Consider the following 16,064-nt stretch of genomic DNA (forward strand, 5'->3'; position numbering starts at 1 on the left):
AAGATTTCGCTGATCACGCGCCCGGGGATGCGGCTTGGCTGACGTCGGCAAGGACATCGAACGCCCGCTCGGACAGACCGTCCGAAAGCGTGCTGCGTCGCGCGGGATCAGCGCTGGCGCCGTCGCGGCGACGCTGGTCGTGCTGGCCGCGGTCGGCATCTCCGGCGCGATCGCGCTGCGCGAGAAGCCGTTCCGCAAAACGGAAGCAATCGCGGTCTCGACGCCAAAGGTGACGGCGGCGGCCGAGCCCGCGGCCGCAGCACCCACTGCTCAAGCGACGGCGGCAGCGCCGAAGGCGGAAACGCCCAAGGCCAGCGGTCCGCAGATCATCCATGTGCAAACCCAGGAGGGTGACGGCCCGCCCAATGCAGCCATTGTCATCCATGACCCGTCGACGATCGGCCAGAACCTGAAGATCGCGCATATCCCCGACAGGGCGCTGATCGAGGCCAGCGACACCGGCCCACTCCCGGTTCGCGCCGCTGACGGCCGGCGGCCGTTCGATGTCTATGCGCGGCCGTGGTCGGGTTCGCGCGGCGCTCGCGTGGCAATCGTCATCGGCGGGCTTGCGGTGTCGCAGACCGGCACGCAGGCGGCGATCGCCAAGCTGCCGGCCGAAGTGACGCTGGCTTTTGCGCCGCAAGGCAACAGCATTAGCCGGTGGATGCAGGCGGCACGGCAGAGCGGGCATGAAGTGGTCATGCAGGTGCCGCTCGAACCGTTCGACTATCCCAATGTCAATCCTGGCCGCAACACGCTGACAGTGGCGGCAAGCCCGGACGAGAATCTGAAGAATCTGCGCTGGGCGCTGTCGCGGACCACCAACTATACCGGCGTCATGAACTATATGGGGGCTCGCTTTTCGGCCGACGCGACGGCGATGGGGCCGTTCATGGCCGAACTCGGCAAGCGCGGCCTTGCCTATGTCGATGACGGCTCGTCCGCACGGAGCCTGGCGTCCGATCTCGCCTTGAAGGACGGTGTGCCGTTCGTCGCCGGCGATACGGCAATCGACGCCGTGCAGGACCGCGGCGCCATCCTGAAAAAGCTCGACGCGCTGGAAGCGACCGCGCGCGCCAAAGGCTCCGCCGTCGGCATCGGCTCGGCCTTCGACCTCACCGTCGATACCGTGGCGTCCTGGGCGGTCGAAGCGAAAAAGCGCGGCATCGAGATCGTGCCGATCTCGGCGGTGGCCATCGACCCGGAAAAAGGCTGATCATGACGAAGAAACCTGTGGACCCCGAGACGCTGCCATACCGCCCCTGTGTCGGGCTGATGATCCTCAATGGCGACGGGCTGGTCTGGGTCGGGCACCGCATCGCCGAGCCGGACAGCGAATTCGCCGGCACCACGCAGCTCTGGCAGATGCCGCAAGGCGGCATCGACGAGGGCGAGGAGCCGCTGCAGGCGGCCGGGCGCGAACTCTATGAAGAGACCGGGATGCGCTCGGTCACGCTGCTCGCCGAGGCGCCGCACTGGATCAATTACGACCTGCCGCCCGATCTGGTCGGCATAGCCCTCAAGGGGCGTTATCGCGGCCAGACGCAGAAATGGTTCGCCTACAGCTTTCACGGCGGGACCAGCGAGATCCAGATCAATCCGCCGCCGGGCGGCCACACCGCCGAATTCGATGAATGGGCATGGCGGCCAATGCAGGACCTGCCCGATCTGATCGTGCCGTTCAAACGCAAGGTCTATGAGGATGTGGTGGCGGCGTTCCGTCATCTTGCCTAGCTGGATGTGACGGTTCGCACGGCAGCTGATTCGTGCTTTATTGATCGCGACACCCGCAGCCACGAGACCCATATGAACGACGCCGGGCAATGGCCTCTTAGCGCAGCGTCTGGGCTGCCCCTCACCTGCCTGCCGACTTTCGTCACTCGAAAAGCCAAGCAGTTGGCTTTTCGTCCGCTTTACGCGGACCGCTCCTCAACTCCCCGTATAGGGCCGGGGAGAAATATCCGGCAGGACAATGAGGGGCAGCGCCGACTTCAGCGGGTCTGCAATGCATAAAGCCAAAGATACGATCAGCGAAGCGGCGGCCGGCGCCATTCTCACCATCGATCTCGGCGCGGTCAGGGAGAATTACCGGCGGCTCAAGGCAAAGCTCGGCGGCGTACGCTGCGCCGGCGTCGTCAAGGCCGACGGTTACGGGCTCGGCGCGCGGCAAGTGGCGGCGGCACTGGTTGCCGAAGGCTGCGACAGCTTCTTTGTCGCTCATCTCACCGAGGGTGTCGCGCTGCGCGACGCACTCGGACCGAAGCTGGAAATCCATGTGCTGAACGGCCTGCCGCCGGGCTCGGAACCCGAAGCGGTGGCCGCCGACCTTGTTCCCGTCATCAACAGCACCGGGCAACTGAAGGCGTGGAGCGAGGCAGGCCAAAAGGCCGGCCGCAAGCTCAAGGCCGCCATCCAGGTCGACAGCGGCATGTCGCGGCTGGGCATGGCGCCGGCAGAGGTCGAGGCGCTTTCGGCCGATGCTTTCGCCGGCGTCGATGTCGTCCTCGCCATGAGCCATCTGGCCCGCGCCGACGAACCGACCAATGCGGCCAATGATGCGCAACTCAGGGAGTTCGAACGGCTGCGCAAAATGCTGCCCAAGGCGCCGGCGTCGCTCGACAATTCCTCCGGCATCTTTCTTGGGCCGCGCTATCAGTACGACCTCGCGCGTCCGGGCGCTGCGCTCTACGGCATCAATCCGACGCCTGATGAGGCGAACCCGATGCTGCCGGTGGTGCGGCTCGAGGCAAAGATCATCCAGACACGCGGCATCGATAAGGGCGCGGGCGTCGGCTACGGACATGCGTTTCTGGCCAGCGGTCCCTTGCGCGCGGCCACGATCTCGCTCGGCTATGCCGATGGCTGGCACCGGCGCGCGGCTTCGGCTGCCTGGCTCGACGGCGTGCGACTGCCCTTTGTCGGGCGGGTGTCGATGGATTCGATCATACTCGACATCTCGGCCCTGCCGGCCGGCCGGCCGCGCGAGGGCGACCTTGTCGAACTCCTGGGCCCCTCGCAGAGCGTCGATGACGCCGCCGGTCATGCCGGCACGATCGGTTATGAAATCCTGACCAGTCTCGGCCCCCGCTTCCACCGCCGCTATATCAACGAATAGAGCCGCGACACGCCGCCCCTTGGCGGACGCCGCAGAATCCGGCAGACAGGAGGCGGCGGCCCTCTGACGGAAGTCGTCGTGGAGAGTGATGCGATGAAGATCTTCGTGTTGGGCGGCGGCGTTATCGGGGTCACCACTGCCTATTATCTCGCTGAGGCCGGCCACGAGGTGACGGTGTTCGACCGCCAGAAAGGGCCGGCGCTGGAAACCAGCTTCGCCAATGCCGGCGAGATCTCGCCGGGGTATGCTTCGCCCTGGGCCGGCCCCGGCATTCCGCTGAAGGCAATCAAGTGGCTGTTGATGAAGCACGGCCCGCTGGTGGTGCGGCCGGCCTTCGATCCGTATATGTGGACATGGCTCATCAAGATGCTGCGCAATTGCACCGCGGATCGCTACGCCATCAACAAGGCGCGCATGGTGCCGCTCGCCGAATACAGCCGCGACACGCTGAAGGCGCTGCGCGAGGCGACCGGCATCGCTTATGATGAGCGGACCAAGGGCACGCTGCAGCTGTTTCGCACGCAAAAGCAGCTCGACGGCACCGGCGGCGATGTCGAGGTGCTGAAGAAATATGGCGTTCCCTACGAGTTGCTCGATCCCGAAGGCTGCATTGGGGCCGAGCCGGCGCTGGCCGGCGTGCGGGAAAAGTTTGTCGGCGGGCTGAGATTGCCCGGCGACGAAACTGGCGACTGCAAGATGTTCACCGATCGGCTGGCCGAGCTCTGCGTGGCGCGCGGCGTCACGTTCGAGTACGGCACGCAGATCCGGCGCTTCTCCAAGAACCGCAATCGCATCGTCAGCGTCGGCACCGACCAGCGCTCGCGCGCGGCCGACGCTTACGTGCTGGCGCTGGGCAGCTATTCGGCGCGCTTCATGCGCCTGCTCAGGCGCCCGATCCCGGTCTATCCGGTCAAGGGCTATTCGATCACCGTTCCTATCAAGGACGCGGTCGCCGCCCCGGTGTCGACGGTGATGGACGAAACCTACAAGGTGGCGATCACCAGGCTCGGCGACCGCATCCGCGTCGGCGGCACGGCGGAGATTTCCGGCTTCGATCTCAGGCTGCATGAATCGCGCCGGCGCACCCTCGAACATTCGGTCGGCGATCTGTTCCCGGATGGCGGCGACCTCAAGGCGGCGTCCTTCTGGTGCGGGCTGCGGCCGATGACGCCGGACGGGCCGCCGCTGGTCGGCCGCACCGAGTTCTCCAACCTCTATCTCAACACCGGGCACGGCACGCTTGGCTGGACCATGGCCTGCGGCTCGGCCAAGGTGCTGTCCGACATCATCTCCAGCAAGGTGCCTGATATCGATGTGCGGGAGCTGGGGCCGGAGCGGTATTTGAGGTAGGGGTGCTTTTTAAAGCTGGCGGCCAGCACCCCTCTGTCCTACCGGACAGAGGGGTGTAAAGGATCGCTACAGAACGGCATTCCTTCAGCCTCGCCAGCCCCTCAAAACGCCTCCTTCACCCAACCCTTCGAGAACAGCCATCGGTAGGCCCACGGTATCGTCACCTTGGTCGATACCGGGTTCGAATGGGCGACATAGTCGTCATAGACCGGCTGCATCCTGGCGTAGAAGGCAGGGTCGAGCACCGTCATGCCGTTCTCCAGATCGTGGAAGAAACTGCGGTTGTTGAGATTGACCGACGAGATCGTCACCAGCCTTTCGTCGATCATCATTATCTTGGAGTGCAGCACGACATCGGGCGCCTTGAATTCGCGGATGTTGATGCGGTCGCCATATTTCTCGACGAACAGCTTGTTGAGCGCGGTCAGCAGCTTGCCGCCAATATCGCCCTTGAGGTCGATGCGGCCGACAATGTCGATCCTGACGCCGCGCGCCAGCGCCCGCTCGATGGCTAGGCTGAGCTTCGGCGTCAGATTAAGGTAGGGATTGACGATCTCGATATGGTGCCGGGCAGTGTCGATCAGCTCGACGAAATAGGTCTCGAGCGCATGGTTGTCCTCGTAGGGCACGGAAATGAAATGGCGCACCGTGCCCGGCGGGCGCCGGCTGTCGGAGCGCACCGGAATGGAGAAGGGTCTTGCGATGTTGGTGTCGGCGTCGCGCAGCCACAATGTCGAGAGATGCGCGGCCAGCGTCTCGACCGTGGCCGGGTCGGCAAACTCGATGTCGAAATCGCTCCAGTTCGAATAGTAGTTGAGCGAGAGGCCGTCGGTCTTGCCGTATTGCTCGAGGTTCGGATAGCGCGACAGGTCGATCGGCTTGTGGAACAGGAAGCCGTCATGAATGTTGCGGCCGCCGATGATGACGCGCGAGCGGGCGGGATCCTCGGCAAGTGTCGCCAGCATCTTGACGTGATGGGTCTTGTGCAGCTGTGACAGTTGCTCGTCGACCGGCGCGCCGTGGTCGGCCCGCCAGCGATATTCCTGCAACTCGACATTGGGATAATCGGCCGCCAGCCGGTGCAGCAGCGCGTCGTCCTTGTCGCGCTCCAGCACGTCTGTGACCATGATGCGCACTTTGGTGCCGAGGCCTGCGTGATGGCGGATCAGCCGCTCGATGACGCGGCCGGAAAAATCGGCCTTGAACTCCAGCGACGACAGATAGACCAGCTTGAGTTTCGGCGCGCGCGAGAAATCGAGCGGCAGTTCGGGGTCGGCCTTGTCGAAGGCGCTGTCGGGTAAAGGCGCGCCGAGCAGCGCTTCGACCTTGGCGTTAAAGCCGTCGCGCGACTTGCGTAACAGGCGCGGTGACCCGAGCGGCAGCGAACAGCTCTGCGACAGCCAGCGGCCGGCGTAAAAGACGCTGGCAAGCTTATCCAGGCGGGATGGATCGGGCACGGGACAACGCTCGTAGCGGCTGTCGAGCGCGGCTATCGCCGGATAGGCAACCTCTTCGCGCAGGATGGTGAGCGGGGCGCCTGCCGGCGCCAGACTGGAGCTGAGCTTGAGGCTGCAACGGTTCAAACCATCGCTGGGGAACAGGCTGGCGGTTTGCCCGGCCGACAGGCGGAGGCGGAAGGCGGCACCGCTCGCCACGCTGCGCGAGCCACCGCCGGCGCGAATCGCCAGCGCCCCGTCGCAGGCGCCAGATATCTCAACCGGCTGCTTTCCCGCCTGGCGCATCACGATCTCGATCGAGCGCGCCTGCAGGCCGGAAAAGCTGAACGTCTTTGGCGCGGAGGGCCGCGCGGCGGCGTTGACATAGAGCGTCTGCCGCGACACGCGCCAACGGCCGTTGAAATGGCCTTCGCCGGTGCCCCTACCTGCCGGCATCTGTTCGGCGCTAACCGGCTTCGCCAGCTGTTCCAGCGTCCGGTAGGTGGCCTGGAAATCGCGGTTGGCGATGGCGTGGCGGTCATGGCCGAACGGACCGGTGCCGTTCGCCCTGTCGATGGCGCCGATCTGGTTGTGGGCGAGCAGCGCCAGGAACTGCCTTTCATAGTCGCTGGCACCGGCATCGCCGAAAAACGCTGCTGCTGCAGTCTGCGGTCCGGGCGTGCCGGCCGATACCGACGGCCGGCCGCAATCCTTCGCATCGGGGAAGAAATCGCAGCTGTGCCGGATCGGGGCGGCGCAACCGACAAGGGCCGCCAGCCCCAGCCCGGCCAGAGCCAGGCAGATGGCGCGGTTCATCCCGTGGCCCCGTTCATCGTCTTCAGCTCAGCCGGGTCGCGCGGCGGCATAAAGCCTTGCGGAAAGACCTTGCAGACGGGAAGTGCGAAAGTGGCGATCAAAAGCTCGGCCTCGCCGCGCACCTTTTTCGGCGCTGTCTTGTCATCACGGATCGCCTTTGCCGAGGCGACGAGCGCGCCGTCGCAGTCGCAATGATTATGGCGCGCGATGTAGCAGGCGTCATGGATTTGGCAGGCGCTGTCGAGGCGATTGACAGGGCGAGCCGAGAGGTCGCCGGTGCGGGTGCCGGGACCGCAGTAATTGCCGAAGACGAAAGGCGACGGGCGGGCCATTGCGATGCGGACCGGCTTGGGCAGTTCGGCTTCCGGAACTGCGGTCCATGGATTGGCGCAGGCGGAAAGCGCGACAAGCGGCAAGATGGCGAGCACCGCTCGCATTTTGATCCGCACCAGCTTTGCAAAAAAGTGTCCCACCCGGCGCAGCCAATCCCTAATGATAGGCGACATCGCGCTTGTTGCCACACTGGCCGATTTTGTGGCGAAGGCAAGGCGGCGCGGCCATCAGACAAACAGCCCGCGCTCTCTCTCGACCGCCTTGGTGATGAAGTTGGCGACGATCTGCACGCGGCGCAGCGGCCGGACCGATTCATGATAGACCAGCCAGTAGGCGCGGCGGATCGGCGTCACGATGTCGACGGGGATCAGCTCCGGCATCGAGCGGGCGACAAAGGTGTGCAAGATGCCGATGCCAGCGCCCGACCGCACCGCTTCGGCCTGGCCCAGCGCTGAGGAGATGGCGAAGCTGGTGCGCCAGTCCGGGCTGAACTCTGCCGCATAGTCGAGCGACGGGCTGACGATCAGGTCTGGGACATAGCCGATCAGCGTATGCTGGCCGAGTTCGGCAGCGGTTTCGGGTAAGCCGTGCGCCTGCGCATAGGCGCGCGAGGCAAACAGGCCGAGTGTGTAGTCGACCAGCTTTCCCGCCACCAGCCTGCCTTCGCTCGGCCGCTCGACGGTGATGGCGATGTCGGCCTCGCGCCGCGACAGCGAGAAGGAACGCGGCACCGGCACCAGCTGGATGGTGAGTTCGCGGTGCAGCGCGGTCAGCGCGCCAAGACGCGTGGCGAGGAATGCAACGCCAAACCCGTCGGGCGCGCCGATGCGCACGGTGCCTGAGATATCGTCGCCTTCGCCCGACACGGCGGAGCGCGCGGCGATCATGTCGGCTTCCATGCGCTCGGCAATGTCGAGAAAGCGCTGGCCGGCCGGCGTCAGCTCGCTGCCGGTGGTAAGCCGGCGAAACAGTTTTGTCCGTAACGCATCCTCAAGCGCTGCGATGCGGCGCGAGACGGTGGCGTGATTGAGTTCCAGCCGCTTGGCGGCGCCAAGGATCTGCCCGGCGCGGGCCACGGCGAGGAAGATGCGGACGTCATCCCAGTTCATGGGGGTGGTCCGGGCTAGCGGCGAACGCGGCGTTCCCGCCCACCCCCCTCTGGCCTGCCGGCCATCTCCCCCGCAAGGAGGGAGATTGGCAGCTCCGCCACCTGCGTCTCTTTTGCTGCGTTGAAGATTTGCGAAGGCGGCGGCCACATCTGATCTCCCCCCTTGCGGGGGAGATGTCCGGCAGGACAGAGGGGGGTGTGACGGAGCGCAACCTTCGGGCCTTTCAGCAATCTGTAATTTGCGGCAATTAATGCACACTCGTCCTTCGTTGTCTATTTCTTGCACAACGGTTGCGTTTCCCCTCGCGTTGCCTTCGCGCCTGCAAAGGCGTTGAATGCTTCATCACAAACTCAGGGAGAGAAACCATGATCGAATACGGTCATTTCATCGGCGGCAAGCATGTCGCCGGGACCAGCGGGCGCAAGCAGGACGTCATGCAGCCCATGGACGGCTCGGTGCGCGGCACGGTGGCGCTGGCGTCGCCGGCGGAACTGCGTGCGGCTGTGCTGAACGCCAAGGAAGCACAGATCAAATGGGCTGCGACCAACCCGCAGCGGCGTGTGCGCGTGCTGATGAAGTTTCTTGAACTGGTTGCTCGCGACTATGACGAACTGGCCGATCTCCTGGCGCGCGAGCACGGCAAGACCATCGCCGACGCCAAGGGCGACATCCAGCGCGGCCTCGAAGTGGTCGAAGTCTGCATCGGTGCGCCTCACATGATGAAGGGCGAGTTCACCGACGGCGCCGGCCCCGGCATCGATGTCTATTCGATGCGCCAGCCGCTTGGCGTCGTTGCCGGCATCACCCCGTTCAATTTCCCGGCGATGATCCCGTTGTGGAAGATTGCCCCGGCGCTGGCCTGCGGCAACGCCTTTATCCTGAAGCCTTCCGAGCGTGACCCTGGCGTGCCGATGCGCATCGCCGAACTGTTCCTCGAGGCTGGCCTGCCGGCTGGCGTTCTCAACGTCGTCAATGGCGACAAGGATGTCGTCGACGCCATCCTCGACGATCCTGATATCAAGGCTATCGGCTTTGTCGGCTCGACGCCGATCGCGCATTACATCTATTCGCGCGGCACGGCCGCGGGAAAACGCGTGCAGTGCTTCGGCGGCGCCAAGAACCACATGATCATCATGCCCGATGCCGACATGGACCAGACCGTCGATGCGCTGATCGGCGCGGGCTACGGCTCGGCCGGCGAGCGCTGCATGGCGATCTCGGTTGCCGTTCCCGTCGGCAACGACACCGCTAACCGGCTGATGGAAAAGCTGATCCCGCGTGTCGAAAGCCTCAAAGTCGGCCCGTCGACGGATTCGTCCGCCGATTTCGGCCCGCTGATCACGGCGCAGGCATTGGAACGCGTCAAGGGTTATGTCGACACCGGCGTCAAGGAAGGCGCCAAGCTGGTCGTCGATGGCCGCGGCTTCTCCATGCAGGGGTACGAGGATGGCTACTATATGGGCGGCTGCCTGTTCGACAATGTGACCGCCGACATGCGCATCTACAAGGAAGAGATTTTTGGCCCGGTGCTGTCGGTGGTGCGTGCGCCGACCTATGAGAGCGCCATCAAGCTAGCCAACGATCATGAGATGGGTAATGGCGTCGCCATCTTCACCCGTGACGGTGATGCTGCTCGTGATTTTGCTTCGCGCGTCCAGGTCGGCATGGTCGGCATCAACGTGCCGATCCCGGTTCCGATCGCTTACTACACGTTCGGCGGCTGGAAGGCGTCGTCCTTCGGCGACCTCAACCAGCACGGCCCGGACGCGTTCCGCTTCTACACCAAGACCAAGACGGTGACCTCGCGCTGGCCCTCCGGCGTCAAGGACGGTGCCGAGTTCGTCATCCCGACGATGAACTGACCGGACGATTTCGAAGATCGGCAAGAAGGCCTGGGTTCAACGTCCCGGGCTTTTCTTTGTACGAAACCGACATTGGCCATCATGTTTAAGCGATGGAACCAAGAGCCGGTCATCTGCCTTAAATTGCATTCCTGCCGTGGTGCAGGCCATCAAAATAGCGCCGGTAGCAGCCGGGGTTCTCGTCTGGCGCAAGGAGGTGTCAGATGACACGACGTCTTGTGGCGGCGATGTTCTTTGCGGTGTTCGCGATGTCCGGCATCGCCCAGGCTAAAGCCGATTAATGCGCGGCGCGGACCGACCTGGTCAAGGCGCTCGGCGAGAAGTTCCACGAAAACCAAGCCGCTCGTGGCCTGGTGAACCCAAATGTGGTGCTTGAGATATTCGTCTCCGACCAGGGCACCTGGACCATCCTGGCCACCGACACACACGGCCAAAGCTGCATCATCACGGCTGGCGAAGGCTGGGACGGGGCGACCATGGCCGCAGTCTTGCCGGGCACCTGATAAAGACCGGTCGGAAGTCTGGAGCAGAGACGGAGTTCAGCGTGTGGCGGCCACTTCGGCATGGCCGCGCAGCAGTGCCATAAGGCGTTTGGCGTCCTTGGCGGCAGCCTCTTCGTCACCAGCCAGGATCGAGCGGATTAGCGCGACGTGGTGCTCAGCCGATTCGGCCAGTCCTGTGTCGGCCTTGTAGCGGAACCAGAAGCGGCGGCTGTGGGTCTGCAGGGGCGCGGCCAGACGGGCCGCAAACGGGTTGTCGGCGGCCATCGCCAAGGCCTCGTCGAGCGCCTTGTCGGCCTGGATGAAGGCCAGCACATTGCCCGAGATGACGGCCTTCTGCATGGCAAGGGCTGCCTCATGAAACAGGTCGGCGGCCTCACGGGTGACGAAGCGGGCGGCCGAGCGCGCCAGCACCACCTCGACGCCGCGCCTGGCATCCAGCACGCGCAGCCAGTCGCCGGGATGAAGCGGGGCAATGGCGATGCCGGCGCGTGGCCTGACATCCAGCAGTCCTTCCCAGGCGAGGCGCTGGATCGCTTCGCGCACCGGCGTGCGTCCTAGCGCCAGCTTCTCGATGAGGGCGCCTTCGGTGACAAAGCTCGCCGGCGCCAGTTCCAACGTCACGATCATATGCTCGAGTACATGGTAGGCCTGGGCGGCGGCCGGCTCGGGGTATGCTGTCTCACTGGATATCAAAGGTGGGCTCCTGATATATCTTACATATATCATAACGAATTCCGCGTTGACAGCCGGTTTTCAAATAGATATACGGCTGATATATCAGATGGAGAGACGATCATGTGGACCGGAGTTTTCCCCGCCGTCACGACCAAGTTTACTGATGACGACCGCCTCGACCATGCCGAGATGGAGCGCTGCTTTGCTTTGCAGATGGAGGCAGGCTGCGACGGTATCATCGTCTGCGGTTCGCTCGGCGAAGGGCCGATGCTGTCGCATGACGAGAAGATCGAGGTGCTGAAGACTGCCCAGAAAGTTGCAGGCAACAAGCCGGTGCTGCTGACGGTCAACGAGGCGGGCACCCGCGAGGCGGCGAGCATCGCAAAGCGCGCGAGCCGGGAAGGCGCCAACGGGCTGATGGTGGTACCGAGCCCGATCTATCACACCAACCCGGAAGAGACGGTCGCCGCCTTGCGCGCCGTCGCTCAGGCCGGCGACCTGCCGGTGATGATCTACTCCAACCGCCTCGCCTACCGCGTCGACGTCACCGTCGACCAGATGGAGGAACTGGCCGCCGACAAGCGCTTCGTCGCCATCAAGGAGTCCTCCGACGACATCCGCCGCTCGACAGAGATCATCAACCGCTTCGGCGACCGCTACGATCTGTTCACCGGCGTCGACAATCTCGCCTTCGAGGCGCTGTCGGTGGGCGCCATCGGCTGGGTGGCGGGTCTGGTCGTCGCCTTCCCGCGCGAGACCGTCGCCATCTACCAGCTGATGAAGCAGGGCCGCCGCGAGGAGGCGCTTTCGATCTACCGCTGGTTCCGGCCGCTGCTCGATCTCGATGTCTCGACCTATCTGGTCCAAAACATCAAGCTTGCCGAAGTGCTCGCGATCGACACAAATGACCGCGTGCGCATGCCGCGCCAGCCGCTGTCGGGCGAGCGCCGCAAAGCGGTCGAGAAGATCGTCAAGGACGCGCTGGCGGTACGGCCGAAGCTGCCGCAGTTCTGAAGGCTTTCTTCTCCCCGTGCACGTGCACGGGGAGAAGATGGCGGCAGCCGGATGAGGGGCAGCGCCGACGTGCAAGGAAATTCCAGGGACACAGAGGAGGGCCGCCGCCCCTCATCCGCCCTTCGGGCCCCGCAGCCCTTCGCTGGCGCTCCGGGCGTTCGTCGTTCGGAAAGCCAAGCAGTCGGCTTTTCCACCGCTTCGCGGACCACTCCTCACCCCCGTGAACGGGGAGAAGGGGTAGATATCGCCATTGTCGGTGGCGGCATTGTCGGCATCTGCGCGGCGGCCATGCTGGCCGAGGCCGGGCGCAGCGTCACGGTCTTCGACCGCACCGGCATCTGCGAAGAGACGAGCTCCGGCAATGCCGCCGCCTTCGCCTTCTCCGACGTGCTGCCGCTGGCGCATAAGGGCATGATGCGGCACTTGCCGAAATGGCTTGCCGATCCGCTCGGGCCACTCAGCATCCCGCCGGCCTACTTGCCGAAGCTGTTGCCTTGGCTGTTGCGCTTCTGGCGCGCTGGCGCACCAGAAAAATATGAGGCGAGCCTTGCTGCTCAGGCAGGCATGATGAAGCTCGCCGAGGCTGAATGGATGGGCCTGCTCGACCGTTCCGGCACGCGGCTGATGCTGCGCGAGGACGGCTCGCTGGAGCTTTATGAAAGCGAGGCCGAATTTCAGGCCGGGCTGCCGGGCTGGGCGGCGCGCGAGCGCTTCGGCATCGGCTTTCGCCATGTCGAAGGCGACGAACTGGCGCGGCTGCAGCCGGGACTGTCGCCGCGCTTCATCAAGGGCACCATCGTGCCGGGCTGGAAGACCGTCGCCGATCCGAAACTGCTCGGCAAGGGGGTGTGGGCCTATGCCGAAAGGCTGGGCGCGCGTTTCGAAAAGGCGCGCATAGAGCGCGTCGCCGCCAATCCTGATGGCGCGACGCTGACGCTGACCGACGGCACGACCAGGCAGGCAAGACATCTTGTCGTTGCCGCCGGGGCATGGTCGCATCTGCTGGCGAAGGCGCTCGGCGACACCATCCCGCTCGAAACCGAGCGCGGCTACAACACCACACTGCCGAAGACCGCTTTCGACGTGCAGCGAATGCTGATCTTTTCCGGCCATGGCTTCGTCATCACGCCACTCGAGACGGGCTTGCGCGTCGGCGGCGCCGTCGAGTTGGGCGGTCTCGACCGGCCGCCGAATTTTGCGCGCTCGAAGGCCATGCTGGAAAAAGCCAGACAGTTCCTTCCGGGGCTGGACGCGTCAGGCGGCCGCGAGTGGATGGGCTATCGCCCGTCGCTGCCGGATTCGCTGCCGGTGATCGGCACGGCGCGAACCGCGCCCAACGTTCTCTACGCCTTCGGCCATGGCCATCTCGGCCTGACCCAGGCGGCGGCCACCGGCCGCTTGATCCGCGATCTTGTTCTCGGGCAGACTTCGCCGATCGATCTTGCCCCCTTCAGCCCGCAACGGTTTTGAGTTCGAGGAAATCATGGCCAAAAAATCCTTCTTTTGCATCGACGGCCATACCTGCGGCAATCCGGTGCGGCTGGTCGCCGGCGGCGGTCCCTTGCTCGAGGGTTCGACGATGATGGAGCGGCGGGCGCATTTCCTGGCGGAGTATGACTGGATCCGCACCGGGCTGATGTTCGAGCCACGCGGCCACGACGTCATGTCGGGCTCGATCCTCTATCCGCCGACGCGCGAGGATTGCGACATAGCCATCCTGTTCATCGAGACGTCGGGCTGCCTGCCGATGTGCGGCCACGGCACGATCGGCACGGTGACGATGGCCATCGAACATGGGCTGATCAAGCCGAAGACACCCGGCGTGCTCCGGCTCGACACACCGGCCGGGCTGGTTATCGCCGAATACAAACAGGTCGGCGACTATGTCGAGGAGGTGCGCATCACCAATGTACCGTCCTTCCTTTATGCCGAGGGACTGACGGTCGACTGCCCGCAGCTTGGCGAGATCACTGTCGATGTCGCCTATGGCGGCAATTTCTACGCCATCGTCGAGCCGCAGGCGAATTTTCGCGACATGGCTGATTATTCCGCCGGCGATTTCATCGCCTGGAGCCCTGTGGTGCGGCAGCGGCTTAACGAGAAGTACTCGTTCGTGCATCCGGAAAACCCCGGCATCAACCGGCTGTCCCACATGCTGTGGACGGGCAAGCCGACGGTGGAGGGGGCCGACGCACGCAACGCCGTCTTCTATGGCGACAAGGCGATCGACCGTTCACCTTGCGGCACCGGCACCTCGGCGCGCATGGCGCAGCTCCATGCCAAGGGCAAGCTCAAGGCCGGCGACAGTTTTGTCCACGAATCGATCATCGGCTCGCTGTTCAAGGGCAAGGTCGAGAAGGACGTCACTGTTGCCGGCAAGCCGGCCATCATTCCCTCGATCGGCGGCTGGGCGCGGATGACCGGCCTGAACACCATATTCATCGACGACCGCGATCCGTTCGCGCACGGTTTTGTGGTTAAGTGATACGGTAGGCTGCCGATCATCCACCGAGACGAAGACTTGGACCCAGAGCGGGACCTCTTGGCGAAACCAGTCAGCGAAAGGTTAGCGCGTTGGGCGAGGCATCCACCGCCATAGTCGGAAGTAACCCATGTTGCAGCTGGTCAGTACGGAATGTGGCTAAAAAACGAAACCCGCCAACAACGCAAAGATTCGTCTCATCACCTAATTTTGACCGGGATTTCTTCGAAATGAGGTCGCTGGTCCGGCTGAATCGTCAAAGACATTGCGTTATGCCAATGATAGGGTCCGCGATAGTCCAGGGGTCGGGAGCAAAAAAACGGGCAATCGGAAGGCGTGCCGGCAAAACACGCTCGACGTTTGAAAAATCACGTTGCAATCCGGGCTCGAAACTTTACGACTAGGGGAAATACGAAAAGGAATGCGTCTGCATGGGCGACATTCCAGGGGAGCCATGTACACATGCAGTACTTTGTCCAGCAGCTTATCAATGGGCTGACGCTGGGATCGATCTATGGGCTGATCGCAATCGGCTACACGATGGTCTACGGCATCATCGGCATGATCAACTTCGCCCACGGCGACATTTTCATGGTCGGGGCATTCGCCGCCCTCGTTGTCTTCCTCATCCTCGGCTCCTTGTTCTATTCGGTCCCGGTCGTCCTGGCGCTGCTGATCATGATGATCGTGGCGATGCTGCTCACCAGCCTCTACAACTGGACGATCGAGAAGGTGGCCTACCGGCCGCTGCGCGGTTCGTTCCGGCTGGCGCCGCTGATCACCGCCATCGGCATGTCGATCGCGCTGTCGAACTTCATCCAGGTGACGCAAGGTCCGCGCAACAAGCCGATCCCGCCGATGGTCAGCCAAGTCTACAACATCAACGGCATCAGCGTGTCGCTGAAGCAGATCATCATCGTCGTCGTCACCGCCCTGCTGCTGGCGCTGTTCTGGTACCTGGTCAACAGGACTTCCCTCGGCCGGGCGCAAAGGGCGTGCGAGCAGGACCGCAAGATGGCGGCGCTGCTCGGTGTCGATGTCGACCGTACGATCTCGATCACCTTTATCATGGGTGCAGCGCTTGCGGCCGTCGCGGGCACGTTGTTCCTGATGTATTACGGCGTCATCGCCTTTTCCGACGGCTTTGTGCCGGGGGTCAAGGCCTTCACCGCGGCCGTTCTCGGCGGCATCGGGTCTCTGCCGGGCGCGGTGCTTGGCGGGCTTTTGATCGGCTTCATCGAGAGCATGTGGTCGGCGTATTTCTCGATCGACTACAAGGACGTCGCGGCGTTCTCGATCCTGGCGATCGTGCTGATCTTCCTGCCTTCCGGCATTTTGGGCCGGCCAGAAGTCGAAAAGGTCTGAGACA

At 64.0% G+C, this 16,064-nt stretch carries 14 protein-coding genes; 10 read left to right on the plus strand and 4 right to left on the minus strand.

What is annotated here, in order from left to right; translation table 11 throughout:
- The first annotated feature begins 34 nt into the window (after window positions 1-34).
- From NLY42_RS09510 to NLY42_RS09525, 4 genes are all read left to right on the plus strand, one after another.
- Entirely contained in the window at window positions 35-1,216 is a 1,182-nt protein-coding gene (locus NLY42_RS09510) for a divergent polysaccharide deacetylase family protein (protein WP_023755536.1), read from the plus strand.
- Between the two features lie 2 nt (window positions 1,217-1,218).
- Window positions 1,219-1,734, plus strand: coding sequence for an RNA pyrophosphohydrolase (locus tag NLY42_RS09515; RefSeq protein WP_023755537.1), 516 nt, complete (start codon window positions 1,219-1,221; stop codon window positions 1,732-1,734).
- A 271-nt stretch (window positions 1,735-2,005) separates the two neighbouring features.
- Entirely contained in the window at window positions 2,006-3,115 is a 1,110-nt protein-coding gene (alr, locus tag NLY42_RS09520; RefSeq protein ID WP_031244842.1) for an alanine racemase, read from the plus strand.
- A 93-nt stretch (window positions 3,116-3,208) separates the two neighbouring features.
- Window positions 3,209-4,465, plus strand: coding sequence for a D-amino acid dehydrogenase (locus NLY42_RS09525; protein WP_023668705.1), 1,257 nt, complete (start codon window positions 3,209-3,211; stop codon window positions 4,463-4,465).
- 101 nt (window positions 4,466-4,566) lie between these two features.
- On the opposite strand, the gene NLY42_RS09530 is transcribed toward NLY42_RS09525, so the two are convergent.
- The 3 genes from NLY42_RS09530 to NLY42_RS09540 all read right to left on the minus strand — a co-directional run bounded on the left by NLY42_RS09530 (window position 4,567) and on the right by NLY42_RS09540 (window position 8,159).
- Window positions 4,567-6,717, minus strand: coding sequence for a phospholipase D-like domain-containing protein (locus NLY42_RS09530; protein ID WP_023700247.1), 2,151 nt, complete (start codon window positions 6,715-6,717; stop codon window positions 4,567-4,569).
- Window positions 6,714-7,154 carry a phospholipase A2 family protein gene (locus NLY42_RS09535; protein WP_023693154.1) on the minus strand — a complete coding sequence of 147 codons (441 nt, stop codon included), beginning with the start codon at window positions 7,152-7,154 and terminating at the stop codon, window positions 6,714-6,716. Before NLY42_RS09535 ends, NLY42_RS09530 begins: the two co-directional genes overlap by 4 nt.
- A gap of 123 nt (window positions 7,155-7,277) precedes the next feature.
- Window positions 7,278-8,159 carry a LysR family transcriptional regulator gene (locus tag NLY42_RS09540; protein ID WP_023693153.1) on the minus strand — a complete coding sequence of 294 codons (882 nt, stop codon included), beginning with the start codon at window positions 8,157-8,159 and terminating at the stop codon, window positions 7,278-7,280.
- A gap of 365 nt (window positions 8,160-8,524) precedes the next feature.
- Here NLY42_RS09540 and NLY42_RS09545 point away from each other — a divergent pair, with 365 nt between their 5' ends.
- Both NLY42_RS09545 and NLY42_RS09550 read left to right on the plus strand, forming a co-directional pair.
- Window positions 8,525-10,021 (plus strand): CoA-acylating methylmalonate-semialdehyde dehydrogenase, encoded by a 1,497-nt coding sequence (locus NLY42_RS09545; protein WP_023755539.1) that lies wholly within the window; start codon window positions 8,525-8,527, stop codon window positions 10,019-10,021.
- A gap of 368 nt (window positions 10,022-10,389) precedes the next feature.
- Entirely contained in the window at window positions 10,390-10,524 is a 135-nt protein-coding gene (locus tag NLY42_RS09550; RefSeq protein ID WP_280800260.1) for a hypothetical protein, read from the plus strand.
- Between the two features lie 36 nt (window positions 10,525-10,560).
- Here the strand turns inward: NLY42_RS09550 and NLY42_RS09555 are convergent, their stop codons facing one another.
- Window positions 10,561-11,250 carry a GntR family transcriptional regulator gene (locus NLY42_RS09555; RefSeq protein ID WP_050591146.1) on the minus strand — a complete coding sequence of 230 codons (690 nt, stop codon included), beginning with the start codon at window positions 11,248-11,250 and terminating at the stop codon, window positions 10,561-10,563.
- 69 nt (window positions 11,251-11,319) lie between these two features.
- Here NLY42_RS09555 and NLY42_RS09560 point away from each other — a divergent pair, with 69 nt between their 5' ends.
- The 4 genes from NLY42_RS09560 (at window position 11,320) to NLY42_RS09575 (ending at window position 16,060) form a co-directional block, all read left to right on the plus strand.
- Window positions 11,320-12,213, plus strand: a complete 894-nt coding sequence (locus NLY42_RS09560) for a dihydrodipicolinate synthase family protein (RefSeq protein WP_023700249.1) — start codon at window positions 11,320-11,322, stop codon at window positions 12,211-12,213.
- Window positions 12,214-12,501: 288 nt separating this feature from the next.
- Window positions 12,502-13,683: an NAD(P)/FAD-dependent oxidoreductase gene (locus tag NLY42_RS09565; RefSeq protein ID WP_245263583.1), complete on the plus strand. Its 1,182-nt coding sequence runs from the start codon at window positions 12,502-12,504 to the stop codon at window positions 13,681-13,683.
- A 13-nt stretch (window positions 13,684-13,696) separates the two neighbouring features.
- Window positions 13,697-14,698 carry a 4-hydroxyproline epimerase gene (locus NLY42_RS09570; protein ID WP_023755542.1) on the plus strand — a complete coding sequence of 334 codons (1,002 nt, stop codon included), beginning with the start codon at window positions 13,697-13,699 and terminating at the stop codon, window positions 14,696-14,698.
- 459 nt (window positions 14,699-15,157) lie between these two features.
- Window positions 15,158-16,060: a branched-chain amino acid ABC transporter permease gene (locus tag NLY42_RS09575; protein WP_023668715.1), complete on the plus strand. Its 903-nt coding sequence runs from the start codon at window positions 15,158-15,160 to the stop codon at window positions 16,058-16,060.
- Window positions 16,061-16,064 lie beyond the last annotated feature (4 nt).

It is taken from the genome of Mesorhizobium sp. C372A, from assembly GCF_030323245.1.
Classification (GTDB): domain Bacteria; phylum Pseudomonadota; class Alphaproteobacteria; order Rhizobiales; family Rhizobiaceae; genus Mesorhizobium.